General features: G+C 42.2%; 17 protein-coding genes. 7 read left to right on the top strand and 10 right to left on the bottom strand.

Annotated elements, in window-relative coordinates; genetic code table 11:
* Positions 1–63: 63 nt before the first annotated feature.
* On the bottom strand, positions 64–633 hold the full coding sequence (gene efp, locus L2096_RS15275; protein WP_004938364.1) for an elongation factor P: 570 nt from the start codon (positions 631–633) through the stop codon (positions 64–66).
* Positions 634–703: 70 nt separating this feature from the next.
* On the opposite strand from efp, the gene epmB reads away from it, so the two are divergent.
* Genes epmB through L2096_RS15260 form a run of 3 tightly spaced genes read left to right on the top strand, consistent with a single transcriptional unit; the run spans position 704 to position 5,602 of the window.
* Complete coding sequence (gene epmB / locus L2096_RS15270) at positions 704–1,720, top strand: EF-P beta-lysylation protein EpmB (protein ID WP_250365769.1); 1,017 nt, start codon at positions 704–706, stop codon at positions 1,718–1,720.
* 21 nt (positions 1,721–1,741) lie between these two features.
* On the top strand, positions 1,742–3,445 hold the full coding sequence (locus L2096_RS15265; protein WP_250365768.1) for a cyclic-di-GMP receptor FimW-related protein: 1,704 nt from the start codon (positions 1,742–1,744) through the stop codon (positions 3,443–3,445).
* Positions 3,446–3,469: 24 nt separating this feature from the next.
* Positions 3,470–5,602, top strand: coding sequence for an EAL domain-containing protein (locus tag L2096_RS15260; RefSeq protein WP_250365767.1), 2,133 nt, complete (start codon positions 3,470–3,472; stop codon positions 5,600–5,602).
* 56 nt (positions 5,603–5,658) lie between these two features.
* Here the strand turns inward: L2096_RS15260 and rpmE are convergent, their stop codons facing one another.
* The 4 genes from rpmE to L2096_RS15240 all read right to left on the bottom strand — a co-directional run bounded on the left by rpmE (position 5,659) and on the right by L2096_RS15240 (position 9,824).
* Positions 5,659–5,883: a 50S ribosomal protein L31 gene (gene rpmE / locus L2096_RS15255; protein ID WP_004938371.1), complete on the bottom strand. Its 225-nt coding sequence runs from the start codon at positions 5,881–5,883 to the stop codon at positions 5,659–5,661.
* Between the two features lie 203 nt (positions 5,884–6,086).
* The gene (locus L2096_RS15250; RefSeq protein ID WP_004947837.1) at positions 6,087–7,079 is read right to left on the bottom strand and encodes a bile acid:sodium symporter family protein; all 993 of its coding nucleotides are present in this window, start codon (positions 7,077–7,079) and stop codon (positions 6,087–6,089) included.
* 142 nt (positions 7,080–7,221) lie between these two features.
* Positions 7,222–7,623 carry a lactoylglutathione lyase gene (gene gloA, locus L2096_RS15245; protein ID WP_004938378.1) on the bottom strand — a complete coding sequence of 134 codons (402 nt, stop codon included), beginning with the start codon at positions 7,621–7,623 and terminating at the stop codon, positions 7,222–7,224.
* 2 nt (positions 7,624–7,625) lie between these two features.
* A complete protein-coding gene (locus L2096_RS15240) occupies positions 7,626–9,824 on the bottom strand; it encodes an AmpG family muropeptide MFS transporter (RefSeq protein WP_119690605.1) in 2,199 nt (732 codons plus the stop codon).
* Positions 9,825–9,980: 156 nt separating this feature from the next.
* Between L2096_RS15240 and L2096_RS15235 the strand changes: the two genes are divergently transcribed.
* Positions 9,981–12,629 carry a Lon protease family protein gene (locus L2096_RS15235; protein WP_250365766.1) on the top strand — a complete coding sequence of 883 codons (2,649 nt, stop codon included), beginning with the start codon at positions 9,981–9,983 and terminating at the stop codon, positions 12,627–12,629.
* A 71-nt stretch (positions 12,630–12,700) separates the two neighbouring features.
* Here the strand turns inward: L2096_RS15235 and yaaA are convergent, their stop codons facing one another.
* Positions 12,701–13,480, bottom strand: a complete 780-nt coding sequence (gene yaaA, locus L2096_RS15230) for a peroxide stress protein YaaA (RefSeq protein WP_151815607.1) — start codon at positions 13,478–13,480, stop codon at positions 12,701–12,703.
* A gap of 134 nt (positions 13,481–13,614) precedes the next feature.
* Here yaaA and L2096_RS15225 point away from each other — a divergent pair, with 134 nt between their 5' ends.
* A complete protein-coding gene (locus tag L2096_RS15225; RefSeq protein WP_004938386.1) occupies positions 13,615–14,247 on the top strand; it encodes an alpha/beta hydrolase in 633 nt (210 codons plus the stop codon).
* Between the two features lie 73 nt (positions 14,248–14,320).
* Here the strand turns inward: L2096_RS15225 and pepD are convergent, their stop codons facing one another.
* From pepD to pheA, 4 genes are all read right to left on the bottom strand, one after another.
* The gene (gene pepD, locus L2096_RS15220) at positions 14,321–15,796 is read right to left on the bottom strand and encodes a beta-Ala-His dipeptidase (RefSeq protein ID WP_151840317.1); all 1,476 of its coding nucleotides are present in this window, start codon (positions 15,794–15,796) and stop codon (positions 14,321–14,323) included.
* A gap of 79 nt (positions 15,797–15,875) precedes the next feature.
* Complete coding sequence (locus L2096_RS15215; protein WP_048763931.1) at positions 15,876–16,253, bottom strand: hypothetical protein; 378 nt, start codon at positions 16,251–16,253, stop codon at positions 15,876–15,878.
* Positions 16,254–16,392: 139 nt separating this feature from the next.
* Positions 16,393–18,639, bottom strand: coding sequence for a bifunctional prephenate dehydrogenase/3-phosphoshikimate 1-carboxyvinyltransferase (locus L2096_RS15210; protein ID WP_250365765.1), 2,247 nt, complete (start codon positions 18,637–18,639; stop codon positions 16,393–16,395).
* 96 nt (positions 18,640–18,735) lie between these two features.
* A complete protein-coding gene (pheA, locus tag L2096_RS15205) occupies positions 18,736–19,845 on the bottom strand; it encodes a prephenate dehydratase (protein WP_025094753.1) in 1,110 nt (369 codons plus the stop codon).
* Between the two features lie 170 nt (positions 19,846–20,015).
* On the opposite strand from pheA, the gene L2096_RS15200 reads away from it, so the two are divergent.
* Both L2096_RS15200 and L2096_RS15195 read left to right on the top strand, forming a co-directional pair.
* Positions 20,016–20,987, top strand: coding sequence for an alpha/beta hydrolase (locus L2096_RS15200; protein WP_250365764.1), 972 nt, complete (start codon positions 20,016–20,018; stop codon positions 20,985–20,987).
* Between the two features lie 149 nt (positions 20,988–21,136).
* Positions 21,137–21,655, top strand: coding sequence for a DJ-1/PfpI family protein (locus L2096_RS15195; RefSeq protein WP_004938406.1), 519 nt, complete (start codon positions 21,137–21,139; stop codon positions 21,653–21,655).
* Positions 21,656–21,678: the final 23 nt, after the last annotated feature.

The following is a 21,678-nucleotide window of genomic DNA, read 5'->3' as shown; positions in this document are numbered from 1 at the left end:
TACTTTGGCATAAAAAAAGGGTGATAATCTATCACCCTTTCATCATAATCTATTCAATCAAGATTATGCACGCTCTAAATATTCACCTGTACGGGTGTCTACACGAACGCTTTCTTCTTGCTGAACAAATAAAGGTACGCGTACTACAGCACCTGTTTCAAGTTTCGCAGGCTTACCGCCACCGCCAGAGGTATCGCCACGAACACCCGGATCGGTTTCAACAATTTTTAATACCACAAAGTTTGGCGCACTAACGTTTAATGGAACACCATTAAACAGCATGATGGTGCACTTCTCGTTCGAGTCGTCTTTTAACCATTTCGCTGCATCGCCCATTGCAGTTTTGTCTGCTGCAATTTGTTCAAACGTAACAGGGTCCATGAAATTCCATAGCTCGCCGTCGTTGTAAAGATAGTCCATCTCAACTTCAACAATATCAGCAGCTTCTAATGAATCACCAGACTTGAATGTTTTTTCTAAAACTTTACCTGTTTTAAGGTTACGAAGTTTTACACGGTTGAACGCTTGACCTTTACCAGGTTTTACATATTCATTTTCCATGATTGAACATGGGTTACCGTCAAGCATGACTTTAAGGCCTTGCTTGAATTCATTTGTAGAATAACTGGCCATGACTGGCACACTCCAAACTTACTAACTTAAATGTATTAATGCTAGACTAGCATTATTTTTTCCGTGTCGCATGATAAACTATTTATATCAAGAGCAAAACTGGCAATCGCAACTCAGTGATCTAATCACCGATCCTTTTGAGTTACTTGATCAGTTAGAGATCTGTTCAGATGCATTATTGTCTGGGGCAATTTTAGCATCCAAAAGCTTCAAATTACGGGTTCCTCGTGCTTTTGTAGGTAAAATGCGTAAAGGTGATCCACTCGATCCTTTGCTGCTGCAAGTATTGCCGCATCATCTTGAACTTGAAGAACATCCTGAATTTGTGACTGATCCACTGGGTGAAGAAGCAGCCAACCAGCTCCCTGGCGTTTTACATAAATATCAATCTCGTTTTTTACTCACCCTGACCGGTGCGTGTGCTGTTCATTGTCGTTATTGCTTTCGTCGGCATTTCCCTTATCAGGAAAACTTACCTAAACAGGATGACTGGCCCCAAATTAAAGCCTATATCGAGCAAAATCCACATATCAATGAAGTAATTTTAAGTGGTGGAGATCCGCTCACTCTCAGTAACCGTAAACTTAAACTTTGGATCGAACGCCTAGAATCGCTTCAGCAAGTGAAAATTTTACGTATTCACTCGCGTGTTCCAGTGGTGATCCCGCAGCGTCTTGATACTGAATTGCTTGAAATTTTAAAAAGTACGCGCTTACGCATTATTGTGGTCATTCATGCCAACCATGCCGCCGAACTTGATGATCAAACCTGTGCATATTTAGAGAAATTAAGCCAACATGGGATTACCGCCTTGAATCAGGCAGTATTGCTTAAAGGCGTAAATGATGATGCACAAACTTTGATTGAACTCAGTCAGCGCTTGTTCGATGCACGCGTGATGCCGTATTATCTGCATGTACTTGATAAAGTAAAAGGTGCTCAGCATTTTGATCTGAGCGGATCAAGAATCGATGAGATTTATCATGACATTTTGGCGGGCCTACCGGGTTATCTTGTTCCAAAACTGGTTCGAGAGATTGCTGGCGAAAAAAACAAAACACCGTTATTTGGCAAGCTGACTTTTTAATTAACACATATTACAGCCAATATGAATAAAGTTTTTACCGACATTCTTCAACGTCCCATCATTTTCAATCGAAATGAACTGAGCTTTGCTGCCGCAGAGCCAGACGCCGTGGCATGTTGGGTCAGTTCGCTTTCACTTTTACCGCTCGGTGATGCTGCCAAAGCATTATTTGAAGCACTGATTGAAATCAACGAACTTGAATGCTCAGAGACGCTTCGATTTGATTTTTTACAGATTTTATCACCGCAATTCAATCATGTACTGCAACATCTTGAAAGCCACTTTTTTAATCAAGGTCTGATTCATAGCGATCGAAACGATCATATTATTGAACTTGCTTTTCGCTTAAGAACCTGCCTGGCGAATGGTTATATCATTATCGCCAAGCAAAGTTCAGCACAATTGGCGCAGCAAAAGTTTTCAATTTTTGCCCTGAAAAAAAAGAAAAATCTTAAGGCAGCCAAAACATTATCGATTTACTATGCCATGCATGAGTTAACTCAACTGGTGTATCAGCAGCAAATGATGTACAGCAAACCTGCCACTGGCCAATGGTTATGCATTCACTGGTTGTTTGATCTGGCACAAAAAGGCAAAGTAGAGCTCGAAAACATCAACCAGCTGCAAGGTCTTAATCGACCTCTTAAAAATATTTTACGATCCTATCATCAAGTCATTTTGCTGCATATTCTCAATACCAATCAGATTCGTCAGTCGGAAATTCAGTCTTTATACGAATGTAGTTTTGAATGGGCAAAGCTGATTCAACTCGAATATAAAGAATCTCAAAGCTCGAAGTATGTTATTGATAAAACCAAAGATCTGCCGCCAGCCTATAATCGAAAGCAATATCCGGCAATTTTTCCAAATTTATTTATTTCAACACAACCCTTGCTCGAACATATCACTGCAACACTTCACAAGAGTGATGATTATCTCTCTACAATAGAAAAACAGTTTTTAACGCCTGCGCTTAAGTTTCATGTACAAAATATTTTAGGAAGTATTGGCGAGCGTCGTCATGAGCGTTTTGAATCATCAGGCCAATTACATATTTGCTTTGGTCTTCATACTGCTCATTTTTACTTGTCAAAAAGCAAAAACTTTATCGACACCCTTGAGCACGACATCGTACTAAACGAAACTACAGATCACTTCTCCATTGAAAATATTGATAAAACACTGTTTTCACCACCATCACGCTTATCGCGTGAAGCAAAAAAAATCTATATGACTGATATCCTCGATATGAGTGTAAGTGGTTACCGTATCAAATGGCCTGAGGAAATCCCTGCTCATTTAAAAACTGGCGAGTTGATTCTGGTTAAAGAGAACATCCATGGCAAATGGCGTGGCGGTGTGATTCGCTGGATCAAACAAGCCTCAGAAAAAAATCTTGAAATGGGACTCGAAATTTTAACCAAAGACGTTTTGCCCTGTGCGGTACGTCTAGAAAATCAAGATCAATCACATTATCTGCCCGCTCTACTGGTTCAAAGTCAGCATTTAGATCATGCAAAACTCACCTTAATCATCGCCAACTATTCTGTTTTTCAGCAACAAAATACTCTAAAACTTCAAATAGGCACCGAGGAATTTGTACTTTATTTACTCAAAGCTCAATTAATTACGCAAAGTTTTATTCAGTTTGAGTTTGATTTACCCGATGAAGCACAAAAAAATACGCTAAAAAACGTTATGATACGTCACAGCAGAGTGAACTAACGATACGTTAAGGACAAAATTGAAGTGAGAAACGCGTTGCTTAATAAAAATTCAAAACACTCCGACCTCCGCATTCTCTTCATAGACGATAATCAGCTTCGCTATAATCAATTTATTGATCTTTTGGCAGCCAAGGATTACAGCGCTCAAGCGATTTTGCTCGATGATCTGATCAGTTTTGAAAAATATCTTAAGCAGCGCTGGGATCTGGTCATTTTTGCAAATGCTTATGATCTTGATCTGGCGCAGACGATTGCAATAGTGCAGCAACAGGCAGAGCCGAGCTTACCGATTCTATTTCTGACTACCGGCACCCTTACTGCTATCGAGCAAACGCACTTGATACAGCAAGGCCTGTATGATTTGATCGATCTTTCTCAGCCTGAGCAGTTTTATGTGGTGCTGTCACGTGCTTTAAATTACAGTGCCTTGCTTCAAAACGAACATCGTTTAAACAATGAGTTAAATGCAGCTCACCTTCGAACTCAGTCATTGGTCCGTCAAAGTCGCAAAGCCGTCGCATTGATTGAAGAAGGCATTCACATTCAAGCCAATGCCGAATATTTGGCACTCTTTAAGATCGCACACCAAGATGATGTAATTGGCTTGCCTTTACTGGATATACTGCAACCTGAAAATGTAGCTGCATTTAAACAGTTTTTTAAACGGATTAGCGTGCAACATCCCGAACGAAACCGCATCGTTCTTCAATCTCAGCATCCCGAACTGATTAATAACGACCCTTTACGTTTGAATTTTTTGCCACATGGCGATGATACCGTTCAACTGAGCATCGATTGTGAGCAGTTCGATACACCATTAATTGATTTTGAATTTGAATCACTTGAACCACAAAAAATTGATGATGTTGATCTACCAGATCTTGTGCAAAACAGTCCATTTGATACCGTTGAGTGGCTCAATCAACAGCTTAAACGCGCGCCAGCCAAACTGAACAGTATTGTCATTTTTGCACCACTCTATCACTTTGAAGCGATTTATTCACATGAATGGCGTGCAATACCAGCTTACTTTAATGAGATCGAAACAGTCATTGAACGTTTTTTAGAAGCCGTTGCATTTCAAAAACTCGATCACGGCGCATATCTCGCCATTTTTCAGGCGGTTTCAATTGAAGCCTTACGTACAGAACTCATGCAGCTAGAAACTAAAATTAGCAAGACGTTCCCTTATGTTAGCCAAAGTTTGAATCTAGAAACCTTACTTAAAACAGGATACTGCCTTATACCAAGCCAAGTTGAACATACAGAGAGTCTTGAAAACTATATCAACAAAGCCTTGCATCAGGCATTACCTCACAAGGAAACCACTCAAGCTTCTCCAAAAAGCACACCACACGTTCAACTACAACGGCATGTTGTCACAGCACCTGCTGAATTGAATACAAGTTTTGCACAGCAGATCAAAAATCAACTCGAGCAAAATACACTCGAGCTTCGCTATCAACAGCTCTACGACAAACAAGACCAGACATTATATATTTATGAAGTCAGCTATGGTCATTTAAATAATAATCAATGGGATAGCCTGCTCGATCATACAGATCTTCAAGATGCACCTGAATTGATGCTCCAGCTGGATCGTTATGTACTTGAACAGTCAGTCAAGCAACTCAAACAATTTATTCAGCAGTATCCATCTGCCAAACTGATCATTAATTTAAGTGAATTTTTCTTGGCTTTGCCGCAAATTTCTGCACTCATGCAACAGCTACTCTCTATATTAGGAAGTAAAGAACAGCATCCAATTGTGATTCAACTACCTTTTTCAGCACTAAATAAAATTACATCTCAAGCACAGCAGCAACTTTCAATACTGCACCAGTGCGGTGTATTCATTTCGATTCGTAATTATATGCCAGATCCGCAACTCAGTTCGATTTTGCAAAAGAGTAATGTGCGTTATTTGCGTCTCAATGCGAAGTTTAATCAGGACTTATCAGTTGAACAATCAGCACTGGATTTACAGGCTCAAATCGAACATGCCCAGCTTCCTGCGACCATTGAACTCATTATGCCCGAGCTTAATGATGTCAATGTATTTGCAAATGCGTGGAATATTAGCGCGCGTTATCTGCAAGGCAACTACTTTCAAGTTAAACTTGATCGTCTGGTCGATGTTCAAGATCAACACTGAGCCGTATAACAGACATAAAAAAACGGGCATAAGGCCCGTTTTTTTGTTTTTCAGTATTAACGTTTGATAGAACGTGACATACCAGAGAAACGTTGTTTGAACTTGTCGATACGACCGCCTGTATCTACGTTCTTTTGCTTACCAGTGTAAAATGGGTGGCAAGCTGAACATACGTCAAGGTAAAGAGTGTCTTTAGCAAGTGCAGAACGAGTTTCAATAACGTTACCGCATGAACAAGTAGCAACTAATTTTTCGTATTTTGGGTGAATATCGGCGCGCATGGTCGATGACTCCTAATTGAAGAAAGGCTTAAGCTGTCATCGCAATCAACCACTCTCAATATAAAAACTGAGGAAAAAGGCTAAATCATTAGCAGGTTAACACGACAACAGACCATTCTTTTGGCCCACCGAGGCTTATAAGCCAGAGCTAAGCACAACAAGTGGGTAAAATTATACGCCTTTTAAAGCAAAATTGCGAATCTTTATTCTGATCGCACCAGCGTTTCTTCATCAGATTGCTGCTTGGCCAAATAATTCGCAATAATTCCACAGGTCATGAGCTGAATTTGATGGAAAATCATAATCGGCAATACAATCATACCTAGCGGCTGACCAATGAATAAGATCTGCGCCATAGGTACACCACTGGCCAAAGTTTTTTTGGAGCCACAGAAAAAAATAGAAATTTGGTCTTCGCGGTTAAAGCCAAGCAATCGAGAAATATAAAATGCACTCAGCATAATGATGGTGAGTAGCACTGAGCATGAAATAATCAATGCAATCAGTGTTCCAATTCCAACCTGATGCCACAAACCGGCAATCACTGCACTACTAAATGCACTGTAAACCACCATTAAAATAGTGCCCTGATCAAATGCTTTTACAATACTTGGCACTTTTGCCATGAGTGGGAAAACATAAGGTCGAAGAAGCTGCCCTAAAATAAATGGCACCAACAACAAAAGTGCAATTTGAATAATTGAAGATGTTGGATCGTAATCATGCTTTGAATGACCAAAAATAAATAGACTGACCATTACAGGTGTAATGAACATTCCGATTAGATTTGAAAACGATGCACTGCATACTGCGGCTGCAACATTGCCTTTAGCTACTGAAGTGAAGGCAATTGATGATTGGACGGTAGAGGGCAAAAAGCACATAAACAAGAAGCCCCAATATAGCTCTTGTCCTAAAATAGGTACCAAAACAGGCTTGGCCAATAAGCCGAGTGCAGGAAAAAATACAAAGGTAAAAATAAACACTAAACCATGTAGCCGCCAATGCATGATGCCTTGAACAATCGCTTCACGAGATAGTTTGGCGCCATGTAAAAAGAATAAAATGGCAATCGCAATATTGGTTACGACGCTAAATATATCTGCAGCATGCCCGTAAATTGGTACAAAAGAGGCCAACAATACCATCGTAAAGAGTAATAAAGTGAAGCGATCTAAAGCCAACAGCTTAAGCATGGAACAATATCCTTATGTATATGTAAGAAGACCAGTAACACTGTGTTTACTAAAAGGTAAACGCTATGTTACTGGTCTGACAGCATAAATCCAGTTTTTTGAAGAAATGCGCGTTATTTAGTTAAACTATTTCACTCAAGCGTTAATTATTACGCGCATTATTATCTTGCTGGATCAATTCGATTTTATAACCATCTGGATCTTCAACAAATGCAATTACGGTCACGCCGCCCTTCATTGGACCTGCTTCACGTACCACCTTGCCACCACGTTGTTTGATTTCTTCACATGCCTTATAGGCATCTTCAACACCAATGGCGATGTGACCATACGCATTTCCTAACTCATAGCTAGAGGTATCCCAGTTATGTGTCAGCTCTAAAACAGTATGATCATCTTCACTGCCATAGCCAACAAATGCCAAAGTGAAACGGCCTTCTTCGTAATCACGTTTGCGCAGTAAGGTCATGCCTAAAACTTCGGTATAAAACTGGAGAGAATTCTCTAAATTACCTACTCGCAACATTGTATGAAGCATTCGCATTGTTAATCACCTGTGCCTTTCGTTTGAATTTGCTTGAGTTCATGCGCCTTGAGCAACTTGGCAACCCAAACCACCAAAACAAGAATTGGAATTCCAATTAAGGTCGTCATTAAGAAAAATTGAGGATAGCCAATGTGCGTTACGATGGTGCCTGAGTACCCACCCAGAAGTTTTGGTGTGAGCGTCATCAGTGAACTAAAGATAGCATATTGTACCGCTGTAAAGGACACACTCGTCAAGCTTGATAAAAATGCAATAAATGCAGCACCGGCTAAACCAGAAGCCAAGTTATCGACCACAATCGCAAAATATAACCAGAGCGAGCTATATGGCTTGATGACTTTCCCTTTAAGCTCAATATTGCTTTGATCATTCGGATTGATCAATGCAACTGGTTCAACACTGATATCGAGTTCATTTTTAGCCCCTACTCCCTGTGCAACATGATAAGCCAGCGAAGTATTCACTAATGTACGCGATCCATCTGTCACTGTGGCCTGGAGCTGTTTCGTGCTGGAGCCAGTTAACATTTTAGTCTCAACAACAGCACTAAAAGCACCTGTTTTATCAAGCTTGGCTGGATATGGCTTGCCATCAAGCTGCAGCACAATTTTTTGTGCGTCTGTTAGTGCTGGCCCAAAATACTGCCCTTTAACCACAATACTGTTTTGTGGCTCGTTTAGTGAGATGATATTTCGTCCCATGACAGGCAATAACATCAAATGCGCCTGATTGATATCACCCACAATATAGGGTTGAACCACTGCAACTTTACTTTGCTGTGCGGCATCGGCATAACCGGTAGATACCTGAAACTGGGTTGTATTTTTTAGCACTTCGGTAGGCACCTTGACCGTCCAGTACCCCACTTCATCGGTATCCGCCAGATATTGCTGACCACCAACATTCACCTGAACCTGTCCAAGCGGCTGCCCCGACTTAACCAAGCCAATAAAAATCAAGTTGGTTGAGCTTGCTAATACTGCACCTATAAACATCAATTTCATGATATTCATACGTTGTGCCAGTAAGCCTCCCAAGAAACCACCCACCAAACTAAAAATAACACCATAAATTTTAACTGCTTCTGCAATCTGTTCTTTGGTGAAATTGAGATCTTGATAAAAAACGTTGGAAATTACACCCGCGATGATATCGGAAATACGATAAAAACCAATCAGTAACAGAAGGACCAAAGCCAGCTTGGTGCCATAACGCTGAAAAAAATCGAGGACTGGATTAATCCATGTCTCTTTGGCCATCTGCTTGTTGACGACACCTGCACGAACCAGAAGTGTGCCTACAGCCAGTGCTACGGCAGCCGCGGTAATAAAGCGTAGCGCCTCAATTAAAAATAATAAAATATTGTCTTGAATCGATAGCCAACTCACTAATTGTTCAGCCAAATGACCAGTAAACAAATAGCTCAAAACAAAGCAAATTACAGCAACAAAAAAGACCAGCACCAAACGGAAATAATCGCGGCGCTGGTAGCTTTTATAGACACGATCAACCTTTGGTTCTCGAATGATTAAGGTGGTTAAAATCCCCACCAGCATCACTGCTGCCATAGTTAAATACGTATATTTCCAAGCTTCATATATATAGTTCCCTTTGGCAGTTCCCAAATAGGCAGCTAAAAACAAAGCACCCGCACCCGCCACAATCATCCCGATTCGATAACCTGCGTTATAGGTTGCAGCAAGAACCGTTTGCATCTGGGTTTCGGCCAGTTCAATACGGTAAGCATCAATTACGATATCTTGCGTAGCAGCTGAAAAACCAAGCAACACTGCACCAACCGCCATTTGAATGAGATAACTCTGGCCGAGCGCCGGATCTGAAAAAGCCATAATCGAAATAGCAACAATGATCAGAATTTGCGCAATTAACAGCCATGCGCGGCGTCGACCGAGTGTTTTGGTCAAGACGGGTACTGGAAGTTCATCGATTAGTGGCGCCCACACAAACTTAAATGAATATCCCAAAGCCGCCCAACTAAAAAAAGTGACCGCGCTCTTATCAATTCCAGCCTCGCCCAACCATAACGATAAGCTAGAAAAAATCAGCAGAATGGGAATCCCCGCCGAAAATCCGAGAAACAGCATAATCAGAGCACGGCGGTCAAGAAATGCAGCAAACGCAGCTTTCCATCCTGTAGTTTGTGTAGTCATTCGCTTATTATTTTCCGAAATTTTCATCTAGGCGCCTATTCAATCGCTTTATTGGCACGGTTTCAATATTGTTTATGCAAAGCGCCCTACTTTTGACGATTAAATCAGCATCAACGCTTGATCTTTTAGACTAAACCTGTATACCTTTAAATCTCAACTCTGTTTATTTTTTGGATTTCACCTGTGACCCAAAGACTCGATCAAATGGCTTCAACTCTTTCTTCAACCACAACAACAGCGAATACCTCAAAAACCAATAACGTTCCGTCTGCATTCGAGCAAAATGAGATTCAGAGTACTTTAGAGAAAACGGCACTTAAAGCAGCACAGCTTACTCATATTCCAAAGCTCGAAGATATTCCGTCTTCGACTCGACGCATCAAGCCGCTCAATAACTTTCTAGGGCAAGATCGCGCCAGAGCATCAGTCGAGGCAGGCATTTCGCTGCCTTACTCAGGCTACAATATCTTTGCCGTTGGTACGGCGGGTTTGGGCAAACGCACCATGATCAAGCGTTTGCTGCAACAGCACGCAAAAAGTATGCCTACGCCAGACGACTGGGTGTATGTCAATAACTTTAAAAACGCCAGACAACCGCTTGCGCTGCGCTTTCCTGCCGGTACGGGACCAAAATTCCAAAGCGCATTGCATCACGCTTGGCAAACCATTTTAAAACAGCTAGAGCGTCGTTTTACCGCAGAAACCTACCACAATCGAATTGAACAAATTCGTCAGGAAACTGGTAAAGAGCAGCAAGATGCGCTAGTCGAACTCACCAAAGAAGGTGAGGAACTTGATCTAAAACTGATCTCGCGCAATGAAGAGCATTGCTTTGTGCCTGTTCAGTATAAAGACGATCAAGTACATGAAATGACACAAAACGATATCGAGGCATTGTCGAGTAAAGAACGTGCTGAAATTGCCTCCAATATTCGTTATATGGACAAAAAGCTTGAGCGTTTAGGGTTACACCTCGGCTCACTTGAAGATGATGCACGTGATCGTGTGTCGGTGCTGAATCGTGATATCGCTAAACAAGTGGTGATACCGCGTATGGAACAAATCCTGAACAAGCATAAAACAGTTCAAGGCTTGGATGAGTTTTTAAAGCATTACGCCGACGATATTATTCAAAATGTCGAAATGATTTTGGAACAGGAGGAAGATGATTTCTCGCCTGCGTTATTTAATCGCGTTCCATCTCGTTATCAAGCCAATACCATTGTGACCAACAAGCCAAACAGTGGCGCACCGGTTATTTTTGATGATTTCCCAACACATTATAATCTGCTCGGTCATGTCGAACAGCTCACACAAAATGGCACCATCACCACAGACTTTACCTTGATCCGTCCGGGATGTCTGCATCAGGCGAATGGTGGCTTTTTAATGCTTGAAGCCGAGCAATTACTTGAGCAGCCGTATGCTTGGCAGGGTTTAAAGCGCGCGCTTAAATCTGGACAGCTTAAACTTTCATCACTTGAACATATGCTGACCCTTACAGGCAGTATCTCGATTGAACCTGCCGCCGTACCACTTGATGTAAAAGTAATTTTGATGGCCGAACCTGAAATTTATTATGAAATTTTAGAGGTAGAGCCAGAGCTTGGCAGTGTATTTAAAATACGTGCAGACTTCACCGATACCTTACAGCGTAACGAAGTGAATGAACAAGCCTATATGCAGCTCATTGCAGATTACGTTCAGGCCGACAAACTCTTGCCATTTGATCGCTCTGCGCTGGCAGCCCTACTCACCGATTCAAGCCGTCAAGCCGAAGACCAGAGTTCGCTTTCTTTACATGCCTCAACCTTAGGTGATCTGATCCGTGAGGCGCATCATCATGCCTTCAAAGCGGGTGACAAAATTGTATCGGACAAGCATATCAATCTTGCATTACAACATCGTCAATATCGCTTAGGCTATTTGCGTGAACTATATTGGCAAGACCTCTCGCGCGGAACACAGCTAATTGAAACACGTGGGCATCGTCTTGGTCAGATCAATGCCTTATCGGTCATTCATTATGCCGATGTCGAATTTGGCTTACCTTCACGCCTGACAGCTTCGGTCTATCAAGGTGGCGGCGATATTCTAGATATTGAACGCAGTGTCGAACTCGGCGGCTCGCTGCATGCCAAAGGCGTGTTACTGATGTCGAGCTTTCTTAAAGCTCATTTTGGTCGCTCTCAGATTCTACACTTCTCTGCGGCCTTGGCATTTGAACAAAGCTATGGTCAGGTCGATGGAGATAGCGCAACTGTCGCAGAGCTTTCAGCACTTATTTCTGCAATTAGTCAGTTGCCAATTGATCAGTCTTGGGCGATTACGGGTTCAATGAATCAGCTCGGTCAGGTACAACCAATTGGCGGCGTTAATGCCAAAATTGAAGGCTTCTACGATGCCTGTAAATTACAAGGTTTGACTGGTAAGCAAGGTGTGATCATTCCACGTCAAAACATGCAGCATTTGATGCTTCGTCAGGATGTGATTGAGGCTGTAAATAACGGGCAGTTCCATGTACATGCGATTGAAACTATAGATCAGGCACTCGAAATTCTGATGGCCCGTCCTGTTGGTGTTTTACATAAAAAAGGACGCTACAGCAAAGGCTCAATCTATGCAGCCGTCATGGAGCAGTTAGAATACTGGCAAGCCATTGAAGATGGTGATGAGGTCGAGGACGAACCGAAAAAGAAACGTAAAAAAAAGAAAAAAACCAAATCTGAAGATAAAAAAGCGTCTGAAGATGAACGTAATACCGCTCAAGTTGAAGAAAGTGTTGCGGTCTTCCCGTTTGCCAAACGTAAAGCGCGTCGTAAAAACACTTAAGTAAGACTTTAGATCAAATAAAAAAGGCGGATCATATGATCCGCCTTTTTTATGGTTGAGGCATCATTCAATTAAGTAGTTTGCTCATGGCGCTTAAACACCAACTCTTGCGCTGTAGAGTTTTCTTTATCGAAGAAATAGCCTTCCGAATTAAATTCTTGAAGCGCTTTCAACTCATTGATTTGATGTTCAATCATAAATCGTGCCATTAAGCCTCTGGCTTTTTTTGCATAAAAACTGATGACTTTAAATTTGCCATTCTTTTCATCCAAAAACACTGGCTTAATGATTTTGGCCTGAATCTTAGATTCTTTTACCGATTTATAATATTCATCTGAGGCCAGATTCAGCAAAATTTCACTCCCTGCATCTTTTAAATCTGTATTAATGAGATCAGTAATTTGACTTCCCCAGAATTCGTAAAGATTGTGTCCGCGCGAATTGTGCAGTTTGGTTCCCATTTCAAGGCGATACGGCATCATCAAGTCAAGCGGTCGAAGTAGTCCGTATAAACCTGAAAGCATACGTAAGTGCGTTTGGGCAAATGCAATATCTTTTTCTTTAAGATGATACGCATCGAGCCCTGTATAAACATCACCTTTGAAAGCAAAAATCGCCTGTCTGGCATTGGCTAAATTAAACTCAGGAGACCAATCACGAAAGCGTTCTACATTCAAATTGGCTATTTTTTCACTCACACTCATCAAACTGGCGATTTCAGTCGCAGATAAACTACGACAAAAGTCGATAAGCTCTTGTGAATGGTCTAATAGTCTTGGTAATGTATGTTCATCGGTAGGAAGTGTAGATTCGTAATCTAAAGTCTTAGCAGGAGAAATGAGTGCGAGCATATACATCCTTAGGTAAATTGGTTAAATAATAGTTAATCAGACTATATCAGTAGATAAATTTTAACGCCAATCTGTGTTTTTGTTGGCGTTAATCGGTAAAATACCGCATTCTCCTGCTACTAATCGATCGTCCTATGTCCGAACAGATGTTCATTCAGGGTCCTGTGGGTCAAATTGAAGTTTTTGTAGACCGTCCACAGGGTGAAGCGAAAGGATTTGCTGTCGTTTGTCACCCCCATCCGTTGCAAGGCGGAACCCCTCAACACAAAGTTCCAGCACTCTTGGCTCAACTTCTTGTCGAGCAAGGTTGTATTGTTTACCGACCAAGTTTTCGTGGTTCAGGTGAAAGTCATGGTGAGCATGATGAAGGTCATGGCGAAACAGATGATATTCTGACTGTCATTGATCATGCACGAAAAGCCCATATCACACTTCCGTTTTATGCAGGTGGGTTTAGCTTTGGCGCACATGTAATGGCCAAAAGTTATGCCGCCCTACCGGATGAGTTAAAACCAAAACAAACCATCTTATGTGGATTGCCAACTGCAACCGTGGCAGGCGTACGTCATTATGTGACTCCACCTCTCAAAGGTGACATTCTCTTTATTCATGGCGAGCAAGATGAAGTCACTTTGCTTTCTGATATGATTGAATGGGCCAAACCGCAGCGCCACTTAATCACAGTGTTACCAGGCGCCAACCACTTCTTTACGGGTTATCTAAAACAATTACGAATCGCTATTTCGCGCTTCTTATTTGTTCAATAAAAATTATTTTACAGTTTGATCTAAATTGTAAGTATCTAAAGATGCTCATTTTGTAATGAGCATCTTTTTTATTTTAATGTGCTTTTGGAACCTGCTCTAACGCGGTGACCAATAATTTCCAGCATTTCTCTACAGTATCTACTTTCACTCGCTCGCCGGGTGCATGTGCCCCTTTAATATCTGGGCCGAATGACACCATTTGCAAGTGCGGATAATGCTGAGCAATAATGCCGCATTCAAGTCCAGCATGAATCACCTTTAGTTCAGGCTTGATATTAAAGGCAGTTTGATAAGCATCTTGTAAACATTTCAAAGCTGCCGAATCCGGATTAGGCGTCCAGCCAGACACCAATTCAGCGCGTGTGGCTGCTAAATCATACTTTGCAAAGTGCTCTACGATCTGCTGAGAAAAATGCTCTGCCGATTCATTTCGCATGGATCGAACCATTATCACCGCTTGAAAACCCTGTGCTTGGTCGATATGCACCACACCGATATTATTTGATGTTTCAACCACATCACTGAGCACTTCGCTCCAAGTGACCACGCCATAAGGACAACCCGACAATGCGGCCAGCACGTGATTTTGTTGCTGAGTCTCCAGTACATCATGATGTGTATCTTGAATTAAACGTAAATCTATATTGAATTGATCGTCTATCCCCTTGAGTGCTTGCAACCACTGTGCCTCGTATTCATCTAGCCGTTGCTCAAGCAAATCAATATTTTTTTTAGGTAGAATGATTTTGGTACTGGCCTCACGCGGTAAGGCATTTCGGGCAGTACCTCCATGAAATTCAATTAAATAACCTTCAAGTTCAGCCAAATGCTGGTGCAAAAACCGCGATAAAATTACGTTCGCGTTGCCACGGCCCAAGTGAATGTCAATGCCTGAGTGACCTCCTCTCAAACCAGTCACACAGATCTCTACCGATTCCAAATCCATCTGAGGTGCCGCGACGTATTCAAGTGCTTGTGATACCTCAACATCCTGACTACCTGCACAGCCCAAATACAACTCTCCCCACTCTTCGGTATCGATATTAAATAGCCATTGACCTGTCAGGACACCTTCTTCTAATAACCGTGCACCACTCATGCCAGCTTCTTCATCCACCGTCAACAGCACTTCTATGGGGCCGTGTGAAATATCGGTAGACTCTAAAACTGCCAATGCCAGTGCAACACCAATACCGTTGTCTGCGCCAAGTGTGGTCTCGGGTGTCACGAGCCAGTCCTGCTCAAGTACCGGACGAAGCGGATCGCGCATAAAGTTATGATTACTGCCTCGGTTGGCTTGCGTGACCATATCCAGATGGCCCTGCAAAATAACGCCAACGTTATCTTCATTGCCAGATGTGGCAGGTTTTCGAATAATTAAATTCCCGATACGGTCGATATAAACCGTCAAACCCTGCTGCTTGGCCCAATTTGCAAGGTGCTCACGTAATACATGTTCTTGTTTTGATGGTCGGGGAATTTGGCATAACGTCTGAAAATGCTTCCAGACAATTTGAGGTGAAAGCTGTGAAAGGTCGACGTGCTGCATGGGTGTGTACTCGAAGAAATTGCAAGAACATTCCTAGACTATACACAACCTTAGCAAAATAAACTGGCTTTTTTGTAGTTTAGTTTTTCCACTCAAAACAGCTAAAATAGTGGTCACTTTTAAGGCTGTTTTCAATCGCATGTGCCAACTGGCGCATTACACTTTGCATTTCAATTTTTTCAAACCAGTCCTGCTGTTCATTTCGATCAGCCGAGATTTCACACATCATTTGTCCTGTGGCATCGCTGGATTGGCAAATGACCGACAATGGTAGACGCTGATTGATAATTCGCACAGCAACATTATGATCTGCATGATCGATTTGCTGAGCATCAAATCCATAGTCACCCAACTGTTTAAATAACAAGGCTGCCACATACTCTTGCGTCATCAATGCCTCTCGATCTGCCATCGATTGGTTATGGGGATGATGAGACATAAATTGTAGTTTTTTCATCACATATCCTATGCGTTATTTTAAGGCGAAATATCTTGTGTGCTGCTTTAGAATAGCCAAAAAATAAACAGCAGCCAAGCATCGCCTGACTGCTGTTTTCATTTTATGTTACCGATTATATCGGATTACTTAGCCAATATTATTGACTGACAGTAATACTCAAGCCAGCACGATTGGCCAGTTCTGTAAATGTCGGGAAGCTGGTTGCTACAGTTTCAGTTCCAATAATTTCAATTGGACCCCCAGTTCGCAGACCGGCAATACTAAAACTCATTGCAATACGATGGTCGTGATGTGATTCTACTTGACCACCGTTAAAAATAGCTGACCAATCGCCTGATTTCCCCTTACCTTCAATAATGATACCATCTGCTGTTGGTGTGCAGTCAATTCCCATAATTTTCAAACCATCTGCCATGACCTGAATACGATCGGATTCTTTCACACGTAATTCAGCCGCTCCAGTCAATACGGTCTGACCTTCAGCACAGGCCGCAGCAATAAACAAAGCTGGAAACTCATCAATCGCCAGTGGCACTTGGTCTTCTGGAATATGGATTCCTTTTAGAGTACGCGAGCCTTTAATATGAATATCGGCAATCGGCTCACCACCTGCAATGCGTTCATTTAGAACGGCAATATCGGCACCCATTTGTTTGAGAATTTCAATCACGCCTGTACGCGTTGGGTTGATACCTACAGCTTCAAGCACGACATCGGAATTTTCACAAATTGCAGCACCCACCATAAAGAAAGCGGCTGATGAAATATCAGAAGGCACTTGAATGTTGGTACCGACCAGCTTACCACCGCCTTGCAGACTGATTTTGTTTCCTTCGGTTTTTACATCATAACCAAAAGCACGCAACATACGCTCGGTGTGGTCGCGTGTTGGTTCTGGCTCAGTTACAGATGTTTTACCTTGTGCCCAAAGACCCGCCAGTAAAATACCTGATTTCACTTGTGCAGAAGCCATTGGCAGATCATAGGCAATCCCTTGAAGTGCTTGGTTGCCTGTAATGCTTACAGGTGGTGTGCCTTTTTCTCCAGTAGTCTGAATGTGCGCACCCATTCCACGTAACGGCTTGGCAATACGTTCCATAGGACGCTTCGATAACGACGCATCTCCAGTCATGACCGAATCAAATTTTTGTGCAGAAAGCATGCCAGAAAGTAAACGCATGCTGGTGCCTGAATTGCCCATATACAATGCACCTGCAGGTGCTTTAAGGCCCTGCATTCCCACACCATGAATGGTCACTTCACCATTTTTTGGCCCTTCAATACTTACGCCCATATCACGAAAGGCCTGTAACGTAGCCAAGGCATCTTCACCTTCTAAAAAGCCAGTCACATGGGTTGTGCCCTCTGCAATCGCACCAAACATAATGGAGCGATGTGACACGGATTTGTCACCAGGAATGGTAAAAGTACCCGTAAATGATTTAGGTCCTGGCGAAATGGTAAATTGCTGTGTCACCTTGTTTTTCTCCATCAACGGTTTTTTTGCTAACATATGATTAAAGTGTTGTCTGGCAGCTTGAGCATGTCCAAGCAGTCCCATTAGTGCATGTGAATCTTCAGTTTCGATCAGTACTTTAATTTTACTGAGCTGTTGTTCAAAACCTTCCACAGCATTTAAAATTGCGGTTTTATTGGCAAAGAAGATGTCGTGCCACATTTGAGGATCGCTGGCCGCAATTCTGGAAAAATCACGAAACCCGCCGGCAGCATAACGAAAAATATCAAGATTATCTTCACGATTGGCCAGTTGCTCAACCAGATTAAATGCCATTAAATGTGGCAAATGACTGGTATGCGCCAAGACTTCATCATGCTTTTGCACATCCATGCAAATCACTTCAGCTTTGGCAGCAGACCACAGTTGAATCAGTTTATCCACTGCCCAAGCAGCACTGGTTTCTACAGGAGTTAAAATCACTTTATGGTTGGCAAACAAATCCACCTTGCCTGCATGCACACCGGTATGTTCGCTTCCAGCAATTGGATGGCCGGGTACAAATCCGGCAGGAAGTGCCTCACCAAAAACCGCTTTGGCCGCCTCGACGACATTACCTTTGGTGCTGCCAACATCGGTTAAAATTGCATCGGGATGCAAGTAAGGCTGAATTTGTGTCAGCACGGCATGTGTTGCTCGCACAGGAAGCGCTAAAACAACCAGATCGGCATTTTGGACAGCTTCGACTGGATTGCTATACCCTTGCTGAATCAAACCTAAGGCTTGAGCATCGGCCAAAGTTTTTGCTGAACGGGTTGATGCAACCACACACGTTGCAAGTTGCTCTGACTGAATCACACGTGCCAGACTAGACCCTATCAGTCCAAGACCAATAAAGGCGACTTTTTTAAATAATGGTTGGGCCATACCGCTTAACTTTCATCTCGTAAAAACAGATCAACACTGATCTATAAAGTGTTCAATATGAAGCAGACCATCCTCATCTATCTGCTTCACTTACGTTTATAACACAGCCGCAGGATATGAACCTAATATACGAAGCTCTTTTACCAAGGGACGAATTTCATCCAGTGCTTTGGCGACGTTTTCTTGATCGATATGACCTTCTAAATCGATAAAGAATACATACGCCCACTTTTCAGGTAATGCTGGTCGGGTTTCAATACTGGTCAGGCTAATCTGATGTTTTGCAAACGGTGCCAAGATTTCAAGTAAGGCACCTGCTCGGTCATGTGCCGAAATAAGTAATGAAGTTTTATCGTTTCCACTTTGTGGAATTTTTTCCCGACCAATCACCAAAAAGCGCGTGGTATTTTCTGGGTTGTCTTCAATGTTACGATGAAAAATTTCAAGATCATACATCGACGCTGCAATATCCGATGCAATTGCAGCCGAATGCCATTCATTACGAATACGACGCGCAGCTTCAGCATTAGAGTTCAGTGCCACACGCTCCACACCCGGATAATGCGCATCGAGCCATTGGCGGCACTGCGCTAGGGTTTGTTGATGTGCATAGATCTGTTTAATGCTGTCTTTGCGGGTGTTTTTCGATACTAGAAATTGATGATGGATTCGAAGTTCCACTTCACCAATTACATTGAGTTGAGACGTTTTAAAGCAGTCTAGAGTATGGTTAACCACGCCTTCAGAGGAGTTCTCAACAGGGACGACACCATAATGCGCACTGCCTGCTTCAACTTCACGAAACACTTCATCAATGGTAGGTAATGGACGCACTACCGCATCGTTACCAAAATGCTTCAGGGCTGCCGCTTGTGTAAAGGTACCTTCTGGCCCTAAAAACGCAATACTTTGGGGTGCTTCTAATGCCAAACACGCCGACATGATTTCGCGAAATAGACGTGCCATCGTGACATCGGAAAGTGGGCCTTCGTTGCGCTCCATGACTTTACGCAAAACCTGTGCTTCTCGTTCTGGTCGATAAAACAAGGGATTTTCTTCAGAGGCAAACTTGGCTTTGGCAACCGCCTCAGCGAGTTTGGCACGACGGTTAATCAGCGACTGAATCTGCTGATCGACACTGTCGATCTGCTGGCGAATTTCTTGTAAGTCGAGAGAAGATGAAGGATTCTGATCATCATGGACCATTGCAATGCAGCTCCTGCAAATTGTTTTGCGACAGTATAGCAAGAGTTGATTGGAATTGTTCTATCTCTAAGCATTTGAGCATGAATAAAAGTTTAGTTTTTTGAGCCAAATTACAGTGTTTTTATGATTTAATGAGAACGGCATAAATTACAAACAATTTCATTTATAACATGAACATTTTAAAGCTGCCTCAATTATTTAAAACACAACATTTAACGCTCCTTATGGGGCTTATGCTCGGTGCAACATCAGTAACATGGTCAGCCACAAATAATCAGAACAAAAACACGATGGATACCATCACTGAGCAGCAGCTTAAAGGCACATCACAACAGTTTATTTTAACCTCGCAATATACGCCGCATCACTATTTAATCAATGTGTACATCCCTCAAGCACCCGCCCCCAAAGCGGGTTATCCGGTGCTGTACTTACTTGATGGCAATGCTACATTTGAAAGCGCTCGCGCAATTGCTCAAGCGATGGCAGGCGGCAGCAACAAGTTTGGAACAGATCCACTGGTCATTGTTGCAATTGGATATGCAGGCGATGCTTTGTTTTCCGCTCAAAATCGCGCACTTGATTACACGTCAACGGTTGCGACAAATGATAAACCCAATAAGCAATACAGTTATGGTGGAGATACTCAGTTTTTAAAGTTTATCGACAATGAGCTCAAGCCACAGATTTTTAATCGTGTTCGCATCAATCGCGATCAGCAAACCTTATTTGGTCACTCATTTGGTGGATTATTTACTTTAAATACCTTCTTTAAACGTTCTGATTCCTTTCAACGTTACTTTGCTGCCAGTCCATCACTTTGGTACAACAATCATGTATTGCTACAAGAGCAAGATCTGTGGCGCAAACAGAGCAATCAAATAAAAAAATCAATCTATCTGATGACCACGGTCGGCACCTCAGAAAGTAGCAGCGATATGCAGCGCTCGATCAGTAAAAATGCAGCCCGCGACTTCTTTTCAGGTTTTAGCCGGGTCAATACCAACAAGTTGCATTCGTGGCACTTTTACCATCCGAGCGAACAGCATATTGGGAATTTGTATGCCAGTTTGCCAAAAGCGATTTTATTGGCCAGTTGCAATAGTTTAAATAACTGCCAAAAACTTTTTGACGAGCAATAATTTGCATCAAAAACTTGCTTACTTTTGGCAAGTTTATTGACTATTTTTTACACGATTTGACGTTTTATCAACAAAACACGTCATTCAATCTTCATGTGATATGACTACTCTAAAAAGCGGGTTAAATGATGAGTCACATGGAGCATTTTATGTCAAAAAAAGTGGCTGTTTTATTGACGCATGACTTTTCAGATACAGAATACGTCGAGTCGATTCATGCTTACCGCGCTGCCGGACACAGTATCTTGAATATTGAAAATTGTGAGGGAAATATCGTCTACGGTTTAAAGCGTAAAACGTCGGTCACGATCGATTGTAGTATTCAGCATAGCTGCGTACACGACTTTGATGCCTTGTTTATTGCAGGCGGTATATCACCCACCCAACTCAGTTTAGACACACAATTTATTGAATTTGTCCAAAAGTTTGCCAATGCACAAAAACCAATTTTTAGTAGTTGTGATGACCCTTCACTGCTGATACATGCGAACATCGTACGCGGACGGCGCCTCACCGCAATTGATCAAGTCAGCTCTCAACTGGTAGAAGCAGGTGCAGTTTATCTAGATCAAGATGTGGTGAATGACAACAATCTATACGTCAGTTCACACTCGCCTGATGTACTTCCATTATTTTTAAATGAAACATTAAAAGTATTACGCTTGTAAAACCGACTGGAATCTTGGTAGCA

Origin of the sequence: Acinetobacter sp. ACZLY 512, from assembly GCF_023614015.1 — a bacterium.
Lineage (GTDB): Bacteria > Pseudomonadota > Gammaproteobacteria > Pseudomonadales > Moraxellaceae > Acinetobacter > Acinetobacter soli.
This window is presented reverse-complemented; position numbering and strand designations above follow the sequence as displayed.

Bases quoted from the DNA above. Each gene is read 5' to 3' on its own strand.
- efp (WP_004938364.1), bottom strand. From the start codon at position 633: ATGGCCAGTTATTCTACAAATGAATTCAAGCAAGGCCTTAAAGTCATG.
- epmB (WP_250365769.1), top strand. From the start codon at position 704: ATGATAAACTATTTATATCAAGAGCAAAACTGGCAATCGCAACTCAGT.
- L2096_RS15265 (WP_250365768.1), top strand. From the start codon at position 1,742: ATGAATAAAGTTTTTACCGACATTCTTCAACGTCCCATCATTTTCAAT.
- rpmE (WP_004938371.1), bottom strand. From the start codon at position 5,883: ATGCGCGCCGATATTCACCCAAAATACGAAAAATTAGTTGCTACTTGT.
- L2096_RS15250 (WP_004947837.1), bottom strand. From the start codon at position 7,079: ATGCTTAAGCTGTTGGCTTTAGATCGCTTCACTTTATTACTCTTTACG.
- gloA (WP_004938378.1), bottom strand. From the start codon at position 7,623: ATGCGAATGCTTCATACAATGTTGCGAGTAGGTAATTTAGAGAATTCT.
- L2096_RS15240 (WP_119690605.1), bottom strand. From the start codon at position 9,824: ATGAAAATTTCGGAAAATAATAAGCGAATGACTACACAAACTACAGGA.
- yaaA (WP_151815607.1), bottom strand. From the start codon at position 13,480: ATGCTCGCACTCATTTCTCCTGCTAAGACTTTAGATTACGAATCTACA.
- L2096_RS15225 (WP_004938386.1), top strand. From the start codon at position 13,615: ATGTCCGAACAGATGTTCATTCAGGGTCCTGTGGGTCAAATTGAAGTT.
- pepD (WP_151840317.1), bottom strand. From the start codon at position 15,796: ATGCAGCACGTCGACCTTTCACAGCTTTCACCTCAAATTGTCTGGAAG.
- L2096_RS15215 (WP_048763931.1), bottom strand. From the start codon at position 16,253: ATGAAAAAACTACAATTTATGTCTCATCATCCCCATAACCAATCGATG.
- L2096_RS15210 (WP_250365765.1), bottom strand. From the start codon at position 18,639: ATGGCCCAACCATTATTTAAAAAAGTCGCCTTTATTGGTCTTGGACTG.
- pheA (WP_025094753.1), bottom strand. From the start codon at position 19,845: ATGGTCCATGATGATCAGAATCCTTCATCTTCTCTCGACTTACAAGAA.
- L2096_RS15200 (WP_250365764.1), top strand. From the start codon at position 20,016: ATGAACATTTTAAAGCTGCCTCAATTATTTAAAACACAACATTTAACG.
- L2096_RS15195 (WP_004938406.1), top strand. From the start codon at position 21,137: ATGTCAAAAAAAGTGGCTGTTTTATTGACGCATGACTTTTCAGATACA.